At 71.3% G+C, this 17,920-nt stretch carries 15 protein-coding genes; 10 read left to right on the top strand and 5 right to left on the bottom strand.

Annotated features, from left to right (window positions below; genetic code table 11):
• Positions 1–166 precede the first annotated feature (166 nt).
• Both KDK95_RS22150 and ybiA read right to left on the bottom strand, forming a co-directional pair.
• Positions 167–418 carry a hypothetical protein gene (locus KDK95_RS22150; RefSeq protein WP_212520165.1) on the bottom strand — a complete coding sequence of 84 codons (252 nt, stop codon included), beginning with the start codon at positions 416–418 and terminating at the stop codon, positions 167–169.
• Between the two features lie 181 nt (positions 419–599).
• Entirely contained in the window at positions 600–1,184 is a 585-nt protein-coding gene (gene ybiA, locus KDK95_RS22155) for a riboflavin biosynthesis intermediates N-glycosidase (RefSeq protein WP_249161693.1), read from the bottom strand.
• Between the two features lie 340 nt (positions 1,185–1,524).
• Between ybiA and KDK95_RS22160 the strand changes: the two genes are divergently transcribed.
• The 3 genes from KDK95_RS22160 to KDK95_RS22170 all read left to right on the top strand — a co-directional run bounded on the left by KDK95_RS22160 (position 1,525) and on the right by KDK95_RS22170 (position 4,423).
• Positions 1,525–2,520 (top strand): aldo/keto reductase, encoded by a 996-nt coding sequence (locus KDK95_RS22160; protein WP_212520166.1) that lies wholly within the window; start codon positions 1,525–1,527, stop codon positions 2,518–2,520.
• A gap of 269 nt (positions 2,521–2,789) precedes the next feature.
• Positions 2,790–3,404: a DJ-1/PfpI family protein gene (locus KDK95_RS22165; RefSeq protein WP_212520167.1), complete on the top strand. Its 615-nt coding sequence runs from the start codon at positions 2,790–2,792 to the stop codon at positions 3,402–3,404.
• Between the two features lie 71 nt (positions 3,405–3,475).
• Complete coding sequence (locus KDK95_RS22170; protein WP_212520168.1) at positions 3,476–4,423, top strand: GNAT family N-acetyltransferase; 948 nt, start codon at positions 3,476–3,478, stop codon at positions 4,421–4,423.
• A gap of 16 nt (positions 4,424–4,439) precedes the next feature.
• Here the strand turns inward: KDK95_RS22170 and KDK95_RS22175 are convergent, their stop codons facing one another.
• Both KDK95_RS22175 and KDK95_RS22180 read right to left on the bottom strand, forming a co-directional pair.
• Positions 4,440–6,059: a glycoside hydrolase family 13 protein gene (locus tag KDK95_RS22175; protein ID WP_212520169.1), complete on the bottom strand. Its 1,620-nt coding sequence runs from the start codon at positions 6,057–6,059 to the stop codon at positions 4,440–4,442.
• Positions 6,060–6,183: 124 nt separating this feature from the next.
• Positions 6,184–7,209, bottom strand: coding sequence for a LacI family DNA-binding transcriptional regulator (locus KDK95_RS22180; protein ID WP_212520170.1), 1,026 nt, complete (start codon positions 7,207–7,209; stop codon positions 6,184–6,186).
• 175 nt (positions 7,210–7,384) lie between these two features.
• Between KDK95_RS22180 and KDK95_RS22185 the strand changes: the two genes are divergently transcribed.
• The 7 genes from KDK95_RS22185 (at position 7,385) to KDK95_RS22215 (ending at position 17,240) form a co-directional block, all read left to right on the top strand.
• A complete protein-coding gene (locus tag KDK95_RS22185; protein WP_212520171.1) occupies positions 7,385–8,686 on the top strand; it encodes an extracellular solute-binding protein in 1,302 nt (433 codons plus the stop codon).
• The gene (locus KDK95_RS22190) at positions 8,683–9,558 is read left to right on the top strand and encodes a carbohydrate ABC transporter permease (RefSeq protein WP_212520172.1); all 876 of its coding nucleotides are present in this window, start codon (positions 8,683–8,685) and stop codon (positions 9,556–9,558) included. The genes KDK95_RS22185 and KDK95_RS22190 overlap by 4 nt, the downstream gene beginning before the upstream one ends.
• Positions 9,555–10,409: a carbohydrate ABC transporter permease gene (locus KDK95_RS22195; RefSeq protein WP_212520173.1), complete on the top strand. Its 855-nt coding sequence runs from the start codon at positions 9,555–9,557 to the stop codon at positions 10,407–10,409. The genes KDK95_RS22190 and KDK95_RS22195 overlap by 4 nt, the downstream gene beginning before the upstream one ends.
• Positions 10,406–11,644, top strand: a complete 1,239-nt coding sequence (locus KDK95_RS22200) for a glycoside hydrolase 5 family protein (RefSeq protein ID WP_212520174.1) — start codon at positions 10,406–10,408, stop codon at positions 11,642–11,644. Before KDK95_RS22195 ends, KDK95_RS22200 begins: the two co-directional genes overlap by 4 nt.
• 64 nt (positions 11,645–11,708) lie before the next feature.
• On the top strand, positions 11,709–14,738 hold the full coding sequence (locus KDK95_RS22205; protein ID WP_212520175.1) for an alpha-mannosidase: 3,030 nt from the start codon (positions 11,709–11,711) through the stop codon (positions 14,736–14,738).
• A gap of 288 nt (positions 14,739–15,026) precedes the next feature.
• On the top strand, positions 15,027–16,271 hold the full coding sequence (locus tag KDK95_RS22210; protein WP_212520176.1) for an ROK family protein: 1,245 nt from the start codon (positions 15,027–15,029) through the stop codon (positions 16,269–16,271).
• A gap of 297 nt (positions 16,272–16,568) precedes the next feature.
• A complete protein-coding gene (locus KDK95_RS22215) occupies positions 16,569–17,240 on the top strand; it encodes a DUF4232 domain-containing protein (RefSeq protein WP_212520177.1) in 672 nt (223 codons plus the stop codon).
• 34 nt (positions 17,241–17,274) lie between these two features.
• On the opposite strand, the gene KDK95_RS22220 is transcribed toward KDK95_RS22215, so the two are convergent.
• Entirely contained in the window at positions 17,275–17,676 is a 402-nt protein-coding gene (locus KDK95_RS22220; RefSeq protein WP_372463369.1) for an SRPBCC family protein, read from the bottom strand.
• Positions 17,677–17,920 lie beyond the last annotated feature (244 nt).

Raw genomic sequence — 17,920 nt, forward strand, 5'->3', positions numbered from 1 at the left:
GACCGCCGCCGACCGAAGCTGCCCCCGCGCACGTCATGAGCGCGGGGCCCGTTTTCCCGCCGCCGCTCGGCCCGGAGCTTCCGGAGCTTCCGCGCGCACGAGTGTGGGGCACGTCGCGACGTGCCCCACACTCTTCACTCAGTGATCAGTCCACCGGAGGGACGAACTACATCTCCGGCTGCTGACCCGGCCGCTTGGCGCGGGACTGCTGCGACTGCTGCTGGCCGCGGTTCGGCTGCTGGCCGCGTCCCGGCTGGGCGGAACGTTCGCTCTGCTCACCGAAGGCGTCGCCGCGCGCGGCCTGGCCCTGGTGGACCGAGCGCTCGCTCTGCTCGCCGAAGGCGTCCTGGCCGGGACGGGAGTTCTGCTGGTCAGCCCGCTGCTTGGGCTTCCGCTCGGCCTTGCCCTTCTTGCCCATTTTCTCCTCCTTGAGAAGTTTCTGATGGGGGCTCCACCAACATCACACGCCGCCAGAGGGCGCGCATCCCGGGCCGGGAGGCCGTACGACTATTCCGGTGACGGGCCGCGGAAAGCCCGTCGCGCAGGGGGGCAGGCCCCGGAATATCGCATTGGGTTGCGACATCCCGGAGCCGCCGCGCTCACTCGGCGGAAGCGGCCGCCAACCGCTCCCGCGCCTGCATGAGGGCGAATCCCAGCAGATTCCTCCCGCGCCACCGCCGCGGATCGGCGGCGTTCTCATGGTTCGCCGACATCCCGATTCCCCAAATGCGATCCCGCGGCGAGGCCTCCACCAGGACCCGCCCCCGCGTGCCGAGCAGATACGCCCGCAAGTCGTCCTGCGCACCGAACTTGTGCACACTCCCGGCCACCACGATCTCGAACCGCGCGGCCTCCCACACCGCATCATCAAAGCCCTGAACCAGCCGCCCCAGCGCCTTCGCCTCAGCCGGCGTCCGCGCCGCGAGAATCTTCTCCCGCGCAGCCGAATCCCCGAACAGCGAAGCCTTCTCCGCCATCATCCAGTGCTCCGCGGACGCGTACTCGGCACCGTCCACCGTGAACCGGCTGGGCCACCACTGCGACAGGCACCCCTTCCCCAGCCCGCTCGCATCCGCCTGATGCCCCCAGAACATCAGCCACCTAGGCGCCCCCTCCGCCTCCATGGCCTCCGCCAACTCCTCGCGGCTGCGCGCCGCCAGCACCCGCTCCCGCATCTCCGCCATGCCCGCATCCTGCCACCCGCCGCCGACAGGTTTTTTGGGGTGAGCAGGCCGCGCTTGGCAAGCAGGTGCGCGGCCGCCTGCAGGGTTCATGATCGGACGCTACCGCTGGATGGTGAAGCTGTTGATGTGGCCGGCCTGCACGACGTTGTTCGTCGGTCCGTTCACGGTGTTCTGAAGAGCTTTGCGACGGCCTCCCTCGCCTGGTGCCAGCTGTCCGTGAGGATCGCCGTGACCAGGGACTGCGCGCCGGGCATGAACACCGAAGTCAGGTCCATGCATCGATCGTACGGCAGCACCCTCGTCCCAGAGCCCGCGTCGTCCGCGGACTAGAGTCATGACCATGGAGAAAAGGACATTGGGACGGACCGGCAGGCAGGTCGGCGTCATCGGGCTCGGCGCGTGGCAGCTCGGGGCCGACTGGGGCCAGGTCGACGAGGCGGACGCGCTCGCCACGCTGGAGGCCGCGCTCGAGGCGGGCGTGGACTTCATCGACACGGCTGACGTGTACGGCGACGGCCGCAGCGAGCAGATCATCGCCCGACTGCTGCGCGCCCACGCGGCCGCCGTGGCGGCGGGCGAGCTGACTGTGGCCACGAAGATGGGCCGCCGGGTGGCGCAGGAGCCGGAGAACTACAGCGCCGCCAACTTCCGCGCCTGGACCGACCGCTCCCGCCGCAACCTCGGCGTGGACCGGCTCGACCTGGTCCAGCTGCACTGCCCGCCGGACCCGGTCTTCGCCTCCGACCAGGTGTTCGACGCGCTTGACGCGCTGGTCGCCGACGAGACGATCGCCGCGTACGGGGTGAGCGTGGAGACCTGCGACCAAGCGCTCTCCGCGATCCGCCGGCCGCACGTGGCGAGCGTGCAGATCATCCTCAACGCCTTCCGGCTCAAGCCGCTGGAGCAGGTCCTGCCGGCCGCGCGGGAGGCGGGCGTCGGCATCATCGCGCGGGTGCCGCTGGCCAGCGGGCTGCTGTCCGGGCGGTACACGGCCGCGACCGTCTTCGGCGCGGACGACCACCGCAACTACAACCGGCACGGCGCGGCGTTCGACGTCGGCGAGACCTTCTCCGGGGTGGACTACGCGACGGGGCTCGAGGCCGTGGAGCGGCTGCGGCCGCTGGTTCCGCAGTCCGCGACGCTCGCGCAGTTCGCGCTGCGCTGGATCGTCGACCAGCCAGGCGTGAGCGTCGTGATTCCCGGCGCGCGCAACGCCGAGCAGGCCCGCGGGAACGCCGCGGCGGCCGCGCTGGCGCCGCTGAGCCAGGATGCGCACAAGGCCGTGCACGATGTTTACGATGAGCTGATCAAGCCTCAGATCCACGACCGCTGGTGATGCACGAAGCGTCTCCGCTCGGCTACGCTTGCCCTGATCAACCATGATCAACGAGGGCGCGCGGGCCCTGCTGACGGCGGCCGGCGCGGGTTGACGGCAGCAGGGTTGTGGAGGCCCTGCTGCCCGGGACCTCGCCTGGGATTCTGCCTGGGATTTCGCCTGGGATTTCGCCCGGGACCGGCGGGTCCACCTCGTGCGGATTGGCCGCTGACGCGGGTGCGGTGCGGGCCGGACACTGGTGCCTCCGGTACACCGACCCAGGAGGAACCGTGCCGCAGACCCAGGTCGCCGTCGTCACCTTCGACGGCTTCAACGAGATCGACAGCTTCGTCGCCTCCGCCATGATCAACCGCTGCCGCCAGGACGGGCTCGCGGCCTACATCACCACGCCGACGCCGCGGGTCAGCTCGATGAACGGCGTCGAGGTCGAGGGCCAGCGCCCGCTGGAGTTCACCGCCGAGGCCGACGTCGTGCTCATCGGCAGCGGCATCAAGACGCGGGACGCGATCGCCGACGATCACCTGATCGGCGCAATCAAGCTGGATCCGGAGCATCAGCTGATCGGCTCTCAGTGCTCCGGCGCCCTCGTGCTCGCGCGCCTCGGCCTGCTCGGGACGATGCCGGCCTGCACCGATATCAAGAGCCGTCCGTACGTCGAGCAGTGCGGGGTCAAGGTGCTCGACGAGCCCTTCCACGCCGAGGGCGGCATCGCCACGGCCGGCGGCTGCCTGGCCTCGCAGTACCTCGGCGCCTGGACCATCGCCCGCACCCTCGGCGCGGACGCCGCCCGCGCGGTCGTGGACTACATCGCGCCCTACGGCGAGAACGCCGAGACGGTGCGGCGCGTCATGTCGGCGATCGGCTGTCCGTCGTCCGATCACTAGACAGCGCCTTCGAACCATCGCCGGGCGGTCATCGAGTCTGCCGGACTGATCGGGTGGGTATGGCCGGAAGCGTGAATCATGGACACGCTTTCGGCGTACGTGATGCCGAGGCCGGGGACCTGGCCGCGCTGCAGGAGCTCGCGGTGGGCGCACTGCGCTGGGACGCGGCCGACGCGGGAGAGCTGGTCGATCTGCTCTGGCCCGCCACGGACACCGAATTCGCGCTGGTGAGAACCGTCGACGAGGAGATCGTCGGCCTCGCGTTCGGGTCGCTCGGTCCGATACCGCGCGACCCGGCCGCGTCCCGGCGCGGGCATCTGAACCTGCTGGCCGTCGACGCGGCGGCGCGTCGGCGGGGCCACGCGACGGCGCTCGTCGCGGCCCTGGAAGAACGGCTGCGCGAGGTCGGCGCCGGGGACATCCTGATCGGCGGCGCGACGCCGCGGTTCGCCTGGCCCGGCATCGACGTGCGCTACACGCCCGCGACCTGCTTCGCCGAAGCCCGCGGCTACGTGCCCGCACGCGACGCCGTAAATATGACCGTCGAACTCGATCGCGCCGAGGCGAACGGCCGCCTCGCCACCAAGGCCGACGAGGCGCGGCTCGCCGAGCACGGCATCACGGTACGTCGGCTCACCGAGGCGGACCGGGAGCGGATCACGCCGTGGCTGGCCGGTTGGGGCGGTACGTGGCGCGAGGAGACTCTCAGCACCCTTCATCACCCCGACACCGCGGGCTCCTACGTCGCGGTCCTGCACGACGGTGAGCTCGATGCGGAGTACGTCGGATTCGCGGCGTACGGCGTCAACCGCCGGGACTGGTTCGGCCCGATGGGGACCAGCGGCGAACAGCGCAAACTCGGCGTCGGCCGCGTGCTGCTGCGTCGCTGCATGGCCGACCTGCACGCCAGGGGATACCGCACGGCCCAGATCGGCTGGACCGGCCCGGTCGCGTTCTACACGCGGGCGCTCGACGCGTACGTCGAGCGCGTCTTCCGCATGTATCGCAAAGGTCGATGACCCCTCGATTGGGCACTCAGCGGCGTAGCCAGACCGCGGTGTCGGTGGGCAGCAGCACTCCGTCAGGGATCGGCGCGCTGCCGAGCAGGAGCTCGACGGCGGCAGGCAGCGGCACCGGCTCCGGGCCGAAGTTCACGACGCACTCGAATCCCGAGCCGCGCCGGAAACGCAGCACGTCCGCCGACGACTCGGCCCATGTCAGCTCCCCGTCGATCGATCGCCGCAGCCGGATCGCGTCGCCGTAGAGCGCCAGCATCGACCGGGGATCGCCGGCCTGCGCGTCCGCCGCGTACGCGTGCCAAGCCTCCGGCTGCGGAAGCCAAGGCTCTGCGACACCGGTCGCGCCGAAGCCGAACCAGGGCTCGTCGGCCTCCCAGGGCAGCGGCACGCGGCAGCCGTCGCGCCCGGGATTGCGGCCCTCGGTCTGGAAGAAAGTCGGATCCTGGCGCAGCTCGGCCGGAATGTCCTCGACCTCCCACAACCCGAGCTCCTCACCCTGGTAGACGTACGCGCAGCCGGGCAGCGCCAGGTAGAGCAGCGCCGCCGCCCGCGCGCGTCGGGTGCCGAGCTCCAGGTCGGCCGGCACGGCGAGACGTCCGGCGGGCTCGGCCCAGCTCGTCACCTCGCGCCCGTACCGCGTGACCACGCGCGTCACGTCGTGGTTGCCCAGCACCCACGTGGGCGGGGCGCCGACCTCGGCGTGCTGGGCGATCGTCGCGTCGATGATCGATCGCAGAGCAGTGGCCTGCCACGCCGCCTGGAGATACGGGAAGTTGAAGCCGGTGTGCAGTTCGTCAGGACGCAGATACCGCTTCAGCGACTCCGGGCCGACCCACAGCTCGCCGACGAAGATCCGCGTGCCCACGTAGGAGTCCGCGATCCGGCGCCAGGCGCGGTAGACGTCGTGCACCTCGGGCCGGTCCTCGTACGGCGACGCCCCGCCGGCCGCCTCGATCGGCGCCCGCGAGGGCAGTCCCTCCTGCTTGACCAGCAGGTTGGCGACGTCGATCCGGAAGCCGTCCACGCCGCGCTCGAACCAGAACCGCAGGATCGACTCGAACTCGGCGCGCACCTCGGGATGGTCCCAGTTCACGTCGGGCTGGCCCGGGCTGAACAGGTGCAGATACCACTCCTCGGGCGCGCCGTCGGCGCCGGTCACGCGGGTCCAGGCGGGTCCGCCGAACGCCGAGGGCCAGTCGTTCGGCGGCTCGTCTCCGTCCGCGCCGCCGCCGGGCCGGAAGTGGAACCGCCCGCGCTCGGCGGAGCCGGGTCCGGCCGCGACCGCCGCGCGGAACCACGGGTGCTGATCCGAGCAGTGGTTCGGCACGATGTCGATGATCACCCGCAGGCCGAGGCCGTGCGCGGTGGCGAGCAGCTTGTCGGCGTCGGCTAGTGTGCCGAACAGCGGGTCGATGTCCCGGTAGTCCGCGACGTCGTAGCCCGCGTCGGCCATCGGCGAGCGGTACCACGGCGAGATCCACAGCGCGTCCACGCCGAGTTCGGCCAGGTGCGGCAGCCGGGAGACCAGCCCGGGCAGGTCGCCCACCCCGTCGCCGTTCCCGTCGGCGAAGCTGCGCGGATAGACCTGGTAGACGACCGCGTCGCGCCACCAGTCCGGATCCGGGTCGATCGGCATCGCTGCCCCCTCTTTGCTAAATCGCTTCAGTAGCGTCACCATCCGCTGCGGCCAGCGTGCCGCCCGCGGCCCGCCCGGTCAAGGGTTGCGCGGCCGGCAGTCGGCGCCGGCCGCCGGCCGCCCGTCAGCCCGCCGGGGCCGCGGTGCTGCCGCGGACGGTGAGCGCGGGGGTGGCCGTCTTGAGGTCGCCGATCGAGCCCGGGGTGTCCACCGCGGCCAGCACCCGCTGCGCCGCCTGCTGGCCGAGGCTGAACGCGTCCCTGGTCAGGGCCGTGATCGGCGGGTGCACGATGCGGGTGAGCACCGAGTCCTCGAAGGAGACGATGGACAGCTTCTCCGGCACCGGCACGCCCATCTCGGCCGCCACCGCGAGGCCCGCCACCGCCATCACGTCGCTGTCGTAGACGATCGCGGTCGGGCGGGTCGCGGCGGGGGCGGACAGCAGGGTCCTGGTGGCGGCGGCGCCCTGCGCGTCGGAGAAGTCGGTCGGGATGGAGACCGCGCCGAGCAGGTCCAGCCGCTTCGCGCAGTCCCGCAGGGCCCGCATCCGGCGCTGGGTGTGCTGGAAGGCCGGCAGGCCGGCGAGGTGGGCGATCCGCCGGTGGCCGATCGCCGCGAGGTACTCGACCAGGCTGAGCATCGCCTCCCGGTCGTCCGCCCAGACGCTGCCGAGCCGGCCGTGCCGGCCCGGGCCGCCGATCACCACGGCCGGCACGTCCAGATCTTCGAGCACTGCGAAGCGCGGGTCCTTGACCTGCGGGTCCACCACCACGAAGCCGTCCACCCGGTGCTCGGAGACCCAGCGCCGGTAGACCTCGACCTCGGCCGCGATGTCCTCGACGATCATCAGGCTGAGCGAGACGGACTTCGCCGACAGCCCGTCCTGCAGCCCGGCGAGCAGCTGGCCGAAGAAGGGCTCGACGCCGATGGTGCGCGCGGGCCTGGCCACGACCAGGCCGACCGCGTCGGCCTTGGCGCCGCCGAGGGCTCGCGCGGCGGTGTGCGGGCGCCAGTTCATCCGCTCGGCCACCTGCAGGATCCGCTCCCTGGTCGCCTCGCTCACCCCGGGGCGCCCGTTGAGCGCGAAGGACACCGCGCCGCGGGAGACCCCCGCCTCCCGCGCGATGTCGTCGATCGTCACCCTGGCCACGAGCCGCCACTCCTCCCTTGACATCCCGCCGACGCCGGGAGCATAGTTCCTCGACAGATAGAGCGCTTTAGTAAAGCTGGCCGAAGCTTAGCAGCGCCCGGCGGGATCGGTCACCACTTCGGCAATCGGCACGGTCCACCTCGTGCACCCCACCACGATAGGAGCTCATCCACCCATGCGAACCAGCAGACTCGGCAGCGTCGCCGCGTTCGGTGTCGCGGCCAGCCTCGTCCTGTCCGGCTGCGGAGTCGGCGGCGGCAGCGGCGGCGGCGACTCCCAGCAGACGGTCTCCTCCGCCGGCTCGCTCAGCGGGTCGATCGCCTTCCAGACCTGGTCGCTCAAGAACGCGACCTTCACCCCGTATTTCACGAGCCTGATCAAGGCTTTCGAGAAGCTGCACCCGGGCACGGCGATCAACTGGATCGACCAGCCCGGCGCGAACTACCCGGACAAGGTCACCAGCCAGGTCACCGGCGACAGCCTGCCGGACGTCGTGAACCTCCCGCCGGACATCGCGCACACCGTGGCCAAGACCGGCGACCTGCTCGACCTGACGAAGAACGACCCGTCGATCGCGCAGACGTACGTGGCCAGCGGCCTGTCCGCGTACGAGTACAAGGACACCGGGACCGGCGGCGACAGCTTCGCGTTCCCCTGGTACCTCGGCACCGACGTCAACTACTGGAACAAGGCGATGCTCGCGAAGGACGGCCTGTCGACGACCGACCTGCCGACCTCGCTCGACCAGCTCATCGCCGACGCCAAGATCATGCATGACAAGTCCGGCGGCAAGGACTACCTGATGAGCCGCGCGCCCGGCCTGATGGACTTCGCTAACGCCGGCGCCCCGCTGCTCGACTCGGCCGGCACCGCGTTCGCCTTCAACACGCCTGCGGCGGTCAAGGTGCTCCAGCAGTACACCGCCGCGTACCAGGCCGGGTATCTGCCCTCGAACGTGCTCACCTCGACCTACGAGGGCAACTCGGCGCTTTTCCTGAAGCAGGAGGTCGCCTGGACGACCGGCGGCGGCAACTACATCCAGAGCACCGAGCAGACCAACCCGAGCCTGGTGAGCTCGATCGTGCCGTCCGCCGCGATCGGCACTCCACCGCTCTACGTGCAGGGGATATCGGTCTCGTCGAAGAGCAGGAACCTGCCGCTCGCGCTCGCCTTCGCCGAGTACGTGACGAACAGCGCGAACCAGGCCGCGTTCATCCAGCTCGCCCAGGGCTTCGAGCCGGGCACCAAGGACGCGTCCACCCTCGCCGCGACGAACGACGTCGGCATGCAGGCGCAGGCCTCGGCGATCGCCGAGAAGGACGTCGAGAACGGCGTCAACTTCACTCCGCCGATCTGGACCAGCGCGATGGACACCATTCTCAACCAGCAGATCGCCCTCGCGATGACCGGCAAGGAGTCCGCCAAGACGGCTCTTGACAACGTAGTCACCCAGGCGAACGCGCTTCTGGGCCAATGAAAGCTCACCGGTGGTACACGCCGTGGCTCCTGGTCGTCCCGGCCCTCGCCTTCCTCGGCGCGTTCAGCCTCTGGCCGGCGATCAACACGCTGCTGCTGTCCTTCACCAACGTGCACACGCTCACCGGCGGCCGCTTCATCGGCGCCGCGAACTACACCCGGCTCTGGCACGACCCGCAGTTGTGGGACGCGATCATTAACACTCTGCTCTACATGGCGGTCTGCGTCCCGCTGCTGACCTTCCTGCCGCTGCTACTGGCCATGCTCGTCCAGCGCACGCTGCCGTTCATGGGCTTCTTCCGCACCGTGTTCTACTTCCCGGTCATCGCCTCGGCCGTCACCGTCGCGCTGATCTGGCAGTGGCTGCTGGACGACAGAGGCCTGGTCAACGATCTGGCCACCGAGGTCGGCGTCGTGCACAAGGCGGTGCCGTTCCTCGAGGACCGCTGGCTGCTGCTGTTCAGCGCGATCGCACTGACCGTGTGGAAGGGCCTCGGCTACTACATGGTGCTGTACCTGTCCGCGCTCGGAAACGTCCGCCGCGAACTGCACGAGGCGGCGGCCGTCGACGGCGCGGGCGGCGTACGCCGGTTCTGGCACGTGACGCTGCCCGGCGTGCGCGGCACCACGCTGCTGGTCTCGATCCTCATCGGGGTCAGCGCGATGCGGGTGTTCACCGAGCTCTACATCCTCGGCGGGAGCACCGGCGGCATCGGCGGCCAGGACGTGTCGCTGGTCTTCCTGATCGAGCAGTACGGATCGGGGTTCGACGGCCAGCTCGGCTACGCGTCCGCCCTCAGCGTCCTGCTGTTCGTGCTCACCGCCGTGCCGCTCATCGTGCTCGCTCGACTGAACAGGAGGAACGAGGGGTGACCCGCCGCCGCTCGCCCAAGTTCGACGCCGTCACCCCGCTCGGCCTCACCCTGCGCTACACCGCCCTGTGCGTCGTCCTGCTGATCACCATCGGCCCGATGCTGTGGGAGCTGTCGACTTCCCTGAAGAGCCCGTTCGAGGACGTCTACTCGAGCACGCCGCAGCTGCTGCCGCGACACCCGACGCTGCACAACTACGACCTGGTCGCGCAGACGATCCCGATCTGGCACTTCGCCGAGAACTCGGTGCTGGTGGCGGTATTGGGCGTCGGCGGGAACCTCGTCGGCGCCACGGCCGCGGGATACGCGCTGGCCCGGCTCCGCTTCCGCGGCCGCCGGCTGGTCACCGGGCTGTTCCTGTCCACGCTGGTCCTGCCGGGCGAGGTGACGATCATCAGCCAGTACCAGACCGTCACCAAGCTCGGCTTCGGCGACTCGCTGATCGGCGTCGCGCTGCCCGGCATGATCGGGGCCATCAACGTCCTGCTGATCCGCAACGCCTTCCGGTCGATCCCGGACGAGCTCGAGGACGCGGCCGTGATCGACGGCGCGAACGTCTGGCAGCGGATCCGGTACATCGGGCTGCCGAACGTCAAGGGCATCCTCAGCGTCGTCGCGATCCTCAGCTTCATCGCGGCGTGGGACGACTTCCTGTGGCCGCTGCTCGTGCTGCAGAGCCCGAACAAGCTCACGCTGACCGTGGGGCTGTCCTACCTGCAGGGCGAGTTCTCCGCCGATCCGCGCACGATCGCGGCCGGCACGATGATCGCGCTGGTGCCGATCCTCGTGCTGTTCGCCGTCCTGCAGCGCTTCTTCTTTCGCGGCGTCGGGGAGGGCGCCATCAAGGGATGAACGACTGTCCGCGCTTCGGCGTCAACTACACCCCCTCCCGGGGCTGGTTCCACCACTGGCTCGACTTCGACCTCGACGACGTGCGCCGGGATCTCGACGCGATCGCCGGGCTCGGGCTCGACCACGTGCGCGTGTTCCCGCTCTGGCCCGTCTTCCAGCCCAACAGGACCCTGATCCGGGCCCGCGCGGTGGACCAGCTCGTCGCCCTCGTGGACGCGGCGGGGGAGCGCGGCCTCGACGTCAACGTCGACGGGCTGCAGGGGCACCTGTCCAGCTTCGACTTCCGGCCCGCCTGGCTCAGCACCTGGCACCGCCGCAACATGTTCGCGGAACCGGACGTCGTCGAGGCGGAGGCCGACTACCTGCGTACGCTCGCCGCCGCGCTCGCCGACCGGCCCAACTTCATCGGGATGACGATCGGCAACGAGACCAACCAGTTCGCCGGCGAGCCGCACCCCGACCCTGACCGGATCGAGCCGGAGCAGGCCGACGCCTGGCTCGCCCGCCTGCTCGCGGCCTGCGAGCAGGCGGCGCCGGCGAAATCGCACCTGCACTCCTTCTACGACGCCGCCTGGTACCTCGACGACCACCCCTTCACCCCGGCGCAGGCGGCCCGGCGCGGCTTCGCGACGGCCATCCACTCCTGGGTCTTCAACGGCACCGCGCAGACGTACGGCTCGAACTCGGTCGCCGTGGACCACCACGCCGCGTACCTGATCGAGCTCAGCAAGGCCTGGTCCCTGGACGCGCACCGGCCGGTCTGGCTCCAGGAGGTCGGCGCTCCGGCGCCGCACATCCCGCCCGGGCAGGCCGCCGAGTTCGCCCTGGCCACGATCGCCAACGCGCTCGACTGCCCCGACCTGTACGCGGTGACGTGGTGGTGCTCGCACGACGTGGACCGCGCGCTCGCCGACTTCCCAGAGGTCGAATACAGTCTCGGCCTGCTCGCGAACGACGGCCGGGTCAAACCGGCGGGCGCGGCCGTGGCCCGGCTCGCCGAGCAGGTCCGGCGCGACTGGGCGCCGCCGCCGCCGCGCCGCACGGCGCTCGTCCTCGATCTGCCCGAACACCCCGGCAAGCGCTCGATCTGCGCGCCCGGCGGCGCGTTCTTCGAGGCCTACATGAACCAGGTGGCGGCGGGCACCAGGCCGGCCGTCGTCCTCGCCGAGCGCGCGAGCGACGCCGCGCACCTCGACGCGCGCGGAATCAGCGAGGTGCGCCGCAGCTCTGGATGAGTCGCGGAGCAGCTGATTTAATCGTTTCAATTGGATCCGTCCACCAGGTTGGAGCCGCAGCACCATGCACGATGACCGCAGCCTCATCGAAGAGCGCCTCGCCCGCGTCCTGCGCGAGCGCATCGTCCCGGCGATCTACCCGCAATCCGTCCCGCTCGAAGCCGAGGTCTGGGTCGCCCCCGGCGAACCGGTGCCGGTGGCCGAGGGCCTCTCGGCCGGCCCGCGCGCGCCGATCGCCGCCGGCGACGCCTGGGGCGCGCCGTGGGCCACGAACTGGATCACCGTGCGCGGCACGGTCCCGGCCGCGTGGGCCGGGCGCACCGTCGAGGCGATCCTCGACCTCGGATTCGACCCGAACAAGCCCGGATTCCAGTGCGAGGGGCTGGTCTACCGGCCCGACGGCTCGCCGGTGAAGGGCATCAACCCGAACAACCAGTGGGTGCGCGTCGCCGACGAGGCGGCCGGCGGCGAGCAGGTCGCGCTGCACATCGAGGCGGCGGCCAACCCCTGCGTCCTCGACTACCAGCCCTTCGTGCCGACCGAGCTCGGCGAGCTGGCGACGGCGGGCGACGAGCCGCAGTACCGGATCGCGCGGCTGGATCTGGCCGTGTTCGACGAGACGGTCTGGAACCTCGTGCTCGATCTCGAAGTCCTCGGCGAGCTGATGGCCGAGCTGCCGCTGGAGGGCGCGCGGCGCTGGGAGATCCTGCGCGCCGTCGACCGCGCGCTCGACGCCGTGGACCTCCAGGACGTCAACGGATCCGCGGCCGCGGCACGCGCCGAGCTCGCCGAGGTGCTGGCCGCGCCCGCCGTCCCGTCCGCGCACCGGATCGCCGCCATCGGCCACGCGCACATCGACTCGGCCTGGCTCTGGCCGCTGCGCGAGACCGTGCGCAAGGTCGCGCGCACCACCGCGAACATGACGAACCTGCTCGAGAACGAGCCCGACTTCATCTTCGCGATGTCCCAGGCGCACCACTACGCCTGGATCAAGGAGCACCGGCCCGAGGTGTACGAGCGCGTGGTCAAGGCCGTCTCCGAGGGGCGCTTCGTGCCCACCGGCGGCATGTGGACCGAGGCCGACACGAACATGCCGAGCTCGGAGGCGATGGCCCGGCAGTTCGTGCACGGCAAGCGCTTCTTCCTCGACGAGTTCGGCGTCGAGAACGAGGAGGCCTGGCTGCCGGACACCTTCGGCTTCGCGGCCGGCCTGCCGCAGATCATCAAGGCCGCCGGCTCGAAGTGGCTGCTGACGCAGAAGATCTCCTGGAGCAAGACGAACTCGTTCCCGCACCACACCTTCCTGTGGGAGGGCATCGACGGCACCCGGGTCTTCACCCACTTCCCGCCGGTCGACACGTACAACTGCTCGATGAAGGGCCGCGAGATCGCGCACGCCGCGCGGAACTTCAAGGAGAAGGGCTCGACGGCCCGCTCCTCGCTCGCGCCCACCGGCTGGGGCGACGGCGGCGGCGGCACCACGCGCGAGATGATCGCGAAGGCGGCGCGGCTGCGCGACCTCGAGGGCTCCGCCAAGGTCGAGTGGACCAGGCCCGCGGACTTCTTCGCGAAGGCGGAGGCCGAGTATCAGGACCCGCAGGTGTGGATGGGCGAGCTCTACCTCGAACTGCACCGCGCCACGCTCACCACGCAGGTCGGCACCAAGCAGGGCAACCGGCGCAACGAGAACCTGCTGCGCGAGGCCGAGATCTGGGCCGCGACGGCCGCCGTGCGCGCCGGGCACGCCTATCCGTACGCCGAGCTGGACCGGCTGTGGAAGGAAGTGCTCACCCACCAGTTCCACGACATCCTGCCCGGCTCGTCGATCGCCTGGGTGCACCGGGAGACCGAGGAGACGCACGCGAAGGTCTCCGCGGAGCTGACGTCGATCATCGAGGGCGCGCAGCGCGCGCTCGCCGGCGACGCCTCCTCCGGCGGAGTCGTCGTGTTCAACGCGGCGCCGCACTCCCGCTCCGGCGTCCCCGCGCTCGCCGCGGGCCCGGCCGAAGCCCCCTCCGGCACCTCCATCCTGTCCGAGCGCTCCGGCGGCGGATTCGTGCTGGACAACGGTGTGATCCGGGCCGAGATCGATGAGCGCGGCCTGCTCGTCTCGCTGTTCGACCACGCCGCCGGCCGCGAGACCATCGCGCCAGGGGCCGCGGGCAACCTGCTGCAGCTGCACCAGGACTTCCCGAACGCCTGGGACGCCTGGGACGTCGACAAGCACTACCGCCACCGGCACACCGACATCCTCGACGTCTCGTCGCTCACGCCGACCTCCGCCCCCGGCGCCGTCTCCGTGCGCATCGAGCGGTCCTTCTCCGGGTCCACGGTCACCCAGACCGTCACGCTCTCCGCCGACTCCCGCCGCCTGGACATCGACACGGAGGTCGACTGGCACGAGACCGAGAAGTTCCTCAAGCTCGCCTTCCCGCTGGACGTGCGCGCCGAGCGGTACGCGGCCGAGACGCAGTTCGGCCACATGTACCGGCCGACGCACGTGAACACCAGCTGGGAGGCGGCCAAGTTCGAGGCCTGCAACCACAAGTTCGTGCACTTCGAGGAGCCCGGCTACGGCGTCGCGCTGGTCACCGAGTCCACGTACGGCCACGACGTGACCCGCGACGTGAACGAGGACCGCGGCACCACGACCACCGTGCGCGCGTCGCTGGTCCGGGCGCCGAAGTTCCCCGACCCGCGCACGGACCAGGGCCGCCACCGCTTCCACCACGCGCTCGTGCCCGGCGCCACGATCGCCGACGCCGTGCGCGAGGGCTACCGCTGCAATCAGCTGGAGCGCGCACTGCCCGGCGACGCCGTCGTCGAGCCGCTCGCGACGCTGGACAACGAGGCCGTCGTCATCAGTGCCCTGAAACTTTCGGACGACGGGCGCGGCGACGTGGTCGTGCGGTGCTACGAGGCCGAGGGCGGCCGCGCCTCGGCGCTGCTGACCCCCGGGTTCGAGTTCACCGGCGAGGTAGAGGTCTGCGACCTGCTGGAGCGGCGGACCGGGCCGGCCGAGATCGAGGACGGGAAGGTCCGGCTGCGGCTGCGGCCCTTCCAGCTGGTCACGCTCCGTTTCCGGCGCGGCTAGGCCGTGTCTTCGGACTAGCGTCGGATCACGCCGCGGTGTCTGACGCGTGCGCTCGCAAGGCGCAGGGACGGGCGCATACTCGTCGTCTGTAACCGTCCCTGCAACGCCGCGAGCGTGCGTGGCAGGCGCCGCGGCCCCGGCGATAGTCGAAGGCACGGCCTGGGCCCGGCGGTTCGCGAGGGGACCGGGTGGCGGCTGCGGATGCGCGTTGTCGCGTAATCTTGCAAGCTGCATCTGTGCACGGTGTACGTGTACCCGCACCCGGTCCCGCATCGCGAAAGGCGCGCCATGCCGCAGCAGTTGTACGCAGCCCTCGACATCGGCGGCACGAAGATCGCCGCCGCCCTCGTGGACGCCGGGGGAACGCTGCTGACCCGCGCCGAGCTGCCGACGCCCGCCAAGGGCTCGGCCGAGGAGGTGATGGCCGTCGTCGCCGCGCTGGTCGAGACCGTCGCCCGCGATCCGCGGTGGTCCGAGACCGTCGGCATCGGCATCGGCAGCGCGGGTCCGATCGATCCGGTGCGCGGCACCGTGAGCCCGGTCAACATCCCGGGATGGCGGGACTTCCCGCTCGTCGACCACGTCCGCGAACTCGACGGAGTGCACGGCGACGTGGTGCTGATCGGCGACGGCTGCGCCATGGCGGCGGGCGAGCACTGGCGCGGCGCCGCCCGCGGCTACGACAACGCCCTGTGCCTCGTCGTCTCGACCGGGGTCGGCGCCGGCCTCATCCTCGACGGCGCGCTGCGCACCGGCCCGAGCGGCAACGCCGGACACCTCGGCCACATCAGCGTGGACATCGAGGGCGAGGACTGCCCGTGCGGCTCGCGCGGCTGCGTCGAGATCATCGCCAGCGGCACGTCGATCGCCCGCTGGGCGGCCAGCAACGGCTGGCGTCCCACTGACAACGTTGTCGAATCAGCGGCCGCCGTCGCGCTGCCCACTGCCCGTGACCTCGCCGCGTCGGCCAGAATCGGCGAGGTCGCCGCGTCGCCCACCGCCCGTGACCTCGCGGCGTCGCTCGCTGCCAATGACCTCGCCGTGTCGCTCACTTCCCGTGACCTCGCGGCGTCGCCCACTGCCAATGACCTCGCCGCGTCGGCTGGAAACGCCGAGTTCGCCGCGTCGCCCGCCGCCCGTGACCTCGCGGCTTCGGCTCGAGCCGCCGAGGTCGCCGCGCCGCGTACCGCCACCGCCGTCGCGCCACCCACTGCCGCCGACGTCGCCGCGTCGGCCAGAGCCGGCGACGAGATCGCCCTCGCAGCCTTCGAACGCGCCGGCCGCGCCCTCGCCGCCGGCATCGCCTGCGCTGCAATGCTCGTCGACATCCGCGCGGCCGTCATCGGCGGCGGCGTCGCCAAGGCCGGACCGCTGCTTCTCGACCCGCTGCGCCGTCACCTCACCACCTACGCCTCGCTCCCCTTCACCCGCGACCTCGCCATCCTCCCCGCGACCCTCGGCGCCGACGCCGGCCTCATCGGCGCCGCCGCGGCCCTCGCGGAGCGGGAGCGGGGGCGGGGCGGCGTGCTTTAGGAGCGGAGTTCGTCGAGGAGGGTGAGCAGCAGCGGCAGGTTGGGGATGCTGCTCGCGGGGAGCCTGGTCAGCACGCCTTCCGGTCGGCCTACCCGTCCCCGATCGGCTCGGCTTGCGTGCCCCCGACGCCGCCGACGGCGGTACGACCACGACGAGGTCGGGAGCATAGTCCCGGCGCGGCGGGCGCCGAGTTAATCACGGTTCTGTGAAGGCTCGCCCCGCCGCTCAACCCGCGCGGCGCGCCGGTCGTCGCACACTGCGTTACGCGTCAACCGGGATCTGGAGAGGTCATCCACCATGAAGCTGCGTTCCTCGGCCGCCACCGCGGCCTGCGCCCTGACGGCCGCCGTCGCGCTCGGCGGCTGCTCGTCGTCGGCCGCCTCGGGCACTTCCGCCGGCTCGTCGACCGCCTCCTCGACCGCCTCGGCTGCGGCGGGCGGATCCGGCGCGGCTTCGCAGACGACGGCGACGACGGCGGCGTCCGCCTCCACGGCCGCGACGGGCGCGGCCGGCGACTCTACCGCGGCTCAGGCGGCGGGCGGCTCGACGACCGTGTGCCAGGTGTCGGATCTCTCCTTCGCGCTCGGCGGGAAGTCCGCGAGCGGCAGCCAGTGGGTGCAGATCGTGGAGCTGACGAACAAGAGCGCGGCGGTGTGCACGATGGACGGATTCGCGGGGCTCGACCTCGTCGGGACCGTGGACGGCAAGTCGGGATACCGGTGGCCCTTGGACCGTTCGAACGACAGCTACGCGAAGGTCGTGCTGCAGCCCGGCGCGTCCGCGCACTTCAGCATCAAGTACCTGCAGTTCGCGGCGGGCGACGGCACGGAGATCGGCGTCAGCTCGCTCACGATCACGCCGCCCAACACCTACTCCAGCGCCCAGCTGCCGTGGAGCGCCGGAATCCTGCTGCAGGACGCCGCGACGCACCCCGGCACCTACCTCACGCCGATCGCCGCCGGGAGCTAGGGCGGCCGGACCCCGGCCGGAGCAGAACGGCTAGTCAGGAACGTGCGCTGACCGCGTCGAGAGCGCGCTCGACGCCGTTGAGCACGTGCGGCCAGCCGTTGCCCATGCCGGAGTAGGCGAGGCGCCCCTGCAGCGAGTCGAGATCGAAGCCGGAGTGGCTCAGGTGCAGACGGGTGCCCTCGTCCTCGGCTTCCAGACTCCACGTGATGACGGTGTCCAGCACGCCCTCGGCGAAGTGGTACTCGAGCAGCCGCTCGGGCTCGACGGCGGTCACCTCGCAGGGCTGCACGCCCCACGCGCCCACGTCCAGGGTGAACCGGTGGCCGACCTCGGGGCGCACGTCGCCGCTGGCCCACCACAGCGCGAGCAGGCCGGGGTCGGTCAGCGCACGCCAGACCGCCGACGGCGGATGCGGAATGTACTGGTCGAAGCGCAGGACCGGCGGCGGTCCCGGCCGCGGGCCGACGCCCGTCAGCGCTCCGCCGATCGTCCTGCCGCCGATCGGGCCGGCCGCGCCGCCGGCACCGCGCGAATCAGTGCCCTTGTCCATGCTCGCTCCCGCTCCCTGTCCCGGCGCGATCCGCTTGGCCACCACTGCGAATACGCCCGTGGACATGCGTCTACGATGCGCCCGATTTTTCCGGTTAGTCAAGCCTTGCCTGCGGTTTTCTGGGTGCCTT

Origin of the sequence: Actinospica acidithermotolerans (assembly GCF_018139625.1) — a bacterium.
Taxonomy (GTDB): Bacteria; Actinomycetota; Actinomycetes; order Streptomycetales; family Catenulisporaceae; genus Actinospica; species Actinospica acidithermotolerans.

Bases quoted from the DNA above. Each gene is read 5' to 3' on its own strand.
- KDK95_RS22190 (WP_212520172.1), top strand. From the start codon at position 8,683: ATGAAAGCTCACCGGTGGTACACGCCGTGGCTCCTGGTCGTCCCGGCC.
- KDK95_RS22175 (WP_212520169.1), bottom strand. From the start codon at position 6,059: ATGCCGATCGACCCGGATCCGGACTGGTGGCGCGACGCGGTCGTCTAC.
- KDK95_RS22150 (WP_212520165.1), bottom strand. From the start codon at position 418: ATGGGCAAGAAGGGCAAGGCCGAGCGGAAGCCCAAGCAGCGGGCTGAC.
- KDK95_RS22160 (WP_212520166.1), top strand. From the start codon at position 1,525: ATGGAGAAAAGGACATTGGGACGGACCGGCAGGCAGGTCGGCGTCATC.
- KDK95_RS22210 (WP_212520176.1), top strand. From the start codon at position 15,027: ATGCCGCAGCAGTTGTACGCAGCCCTCGACATCGGCGGCACGAAGATC.
- KDK95_RS22185 (WP_212520171.1), top strand. From the start codon at position 7,385: ATGCGAACCAGCAGACTCGGCAGCGTCGCCGCGTTCGGTGTCGCGGCC.
- KDK95_RS22200 (WP_212520174.1), top strand. From the start codon at position 10,406: ATGAACGACTGTCCGCGCTTCGGCGTCAACTACACCCCCTCCCGGGGC.
- KDK95_RS22215 (WP_212520177.1), top strand. From the start codon at position 16,569: ATGAAGCTGCGTTCCTCGGCCGCCACCGCGGCCTGCGCCCTGACGGCC.
- ybiA (WP_249161693.1), bottom strand. From the start codon at position 1,184: ATGGCGGAGATGCGGGAGCGGGTGCTGGCGGCGCGCAGCCGCGAGGAG.
- KDK95_RS22205 (WP_212520175.1), top strand. From the start codon at position 11,709: ATGCACGATGACCGCAGCCTCATCGAAGAGCGCCTCGCCCGCGTCCTG.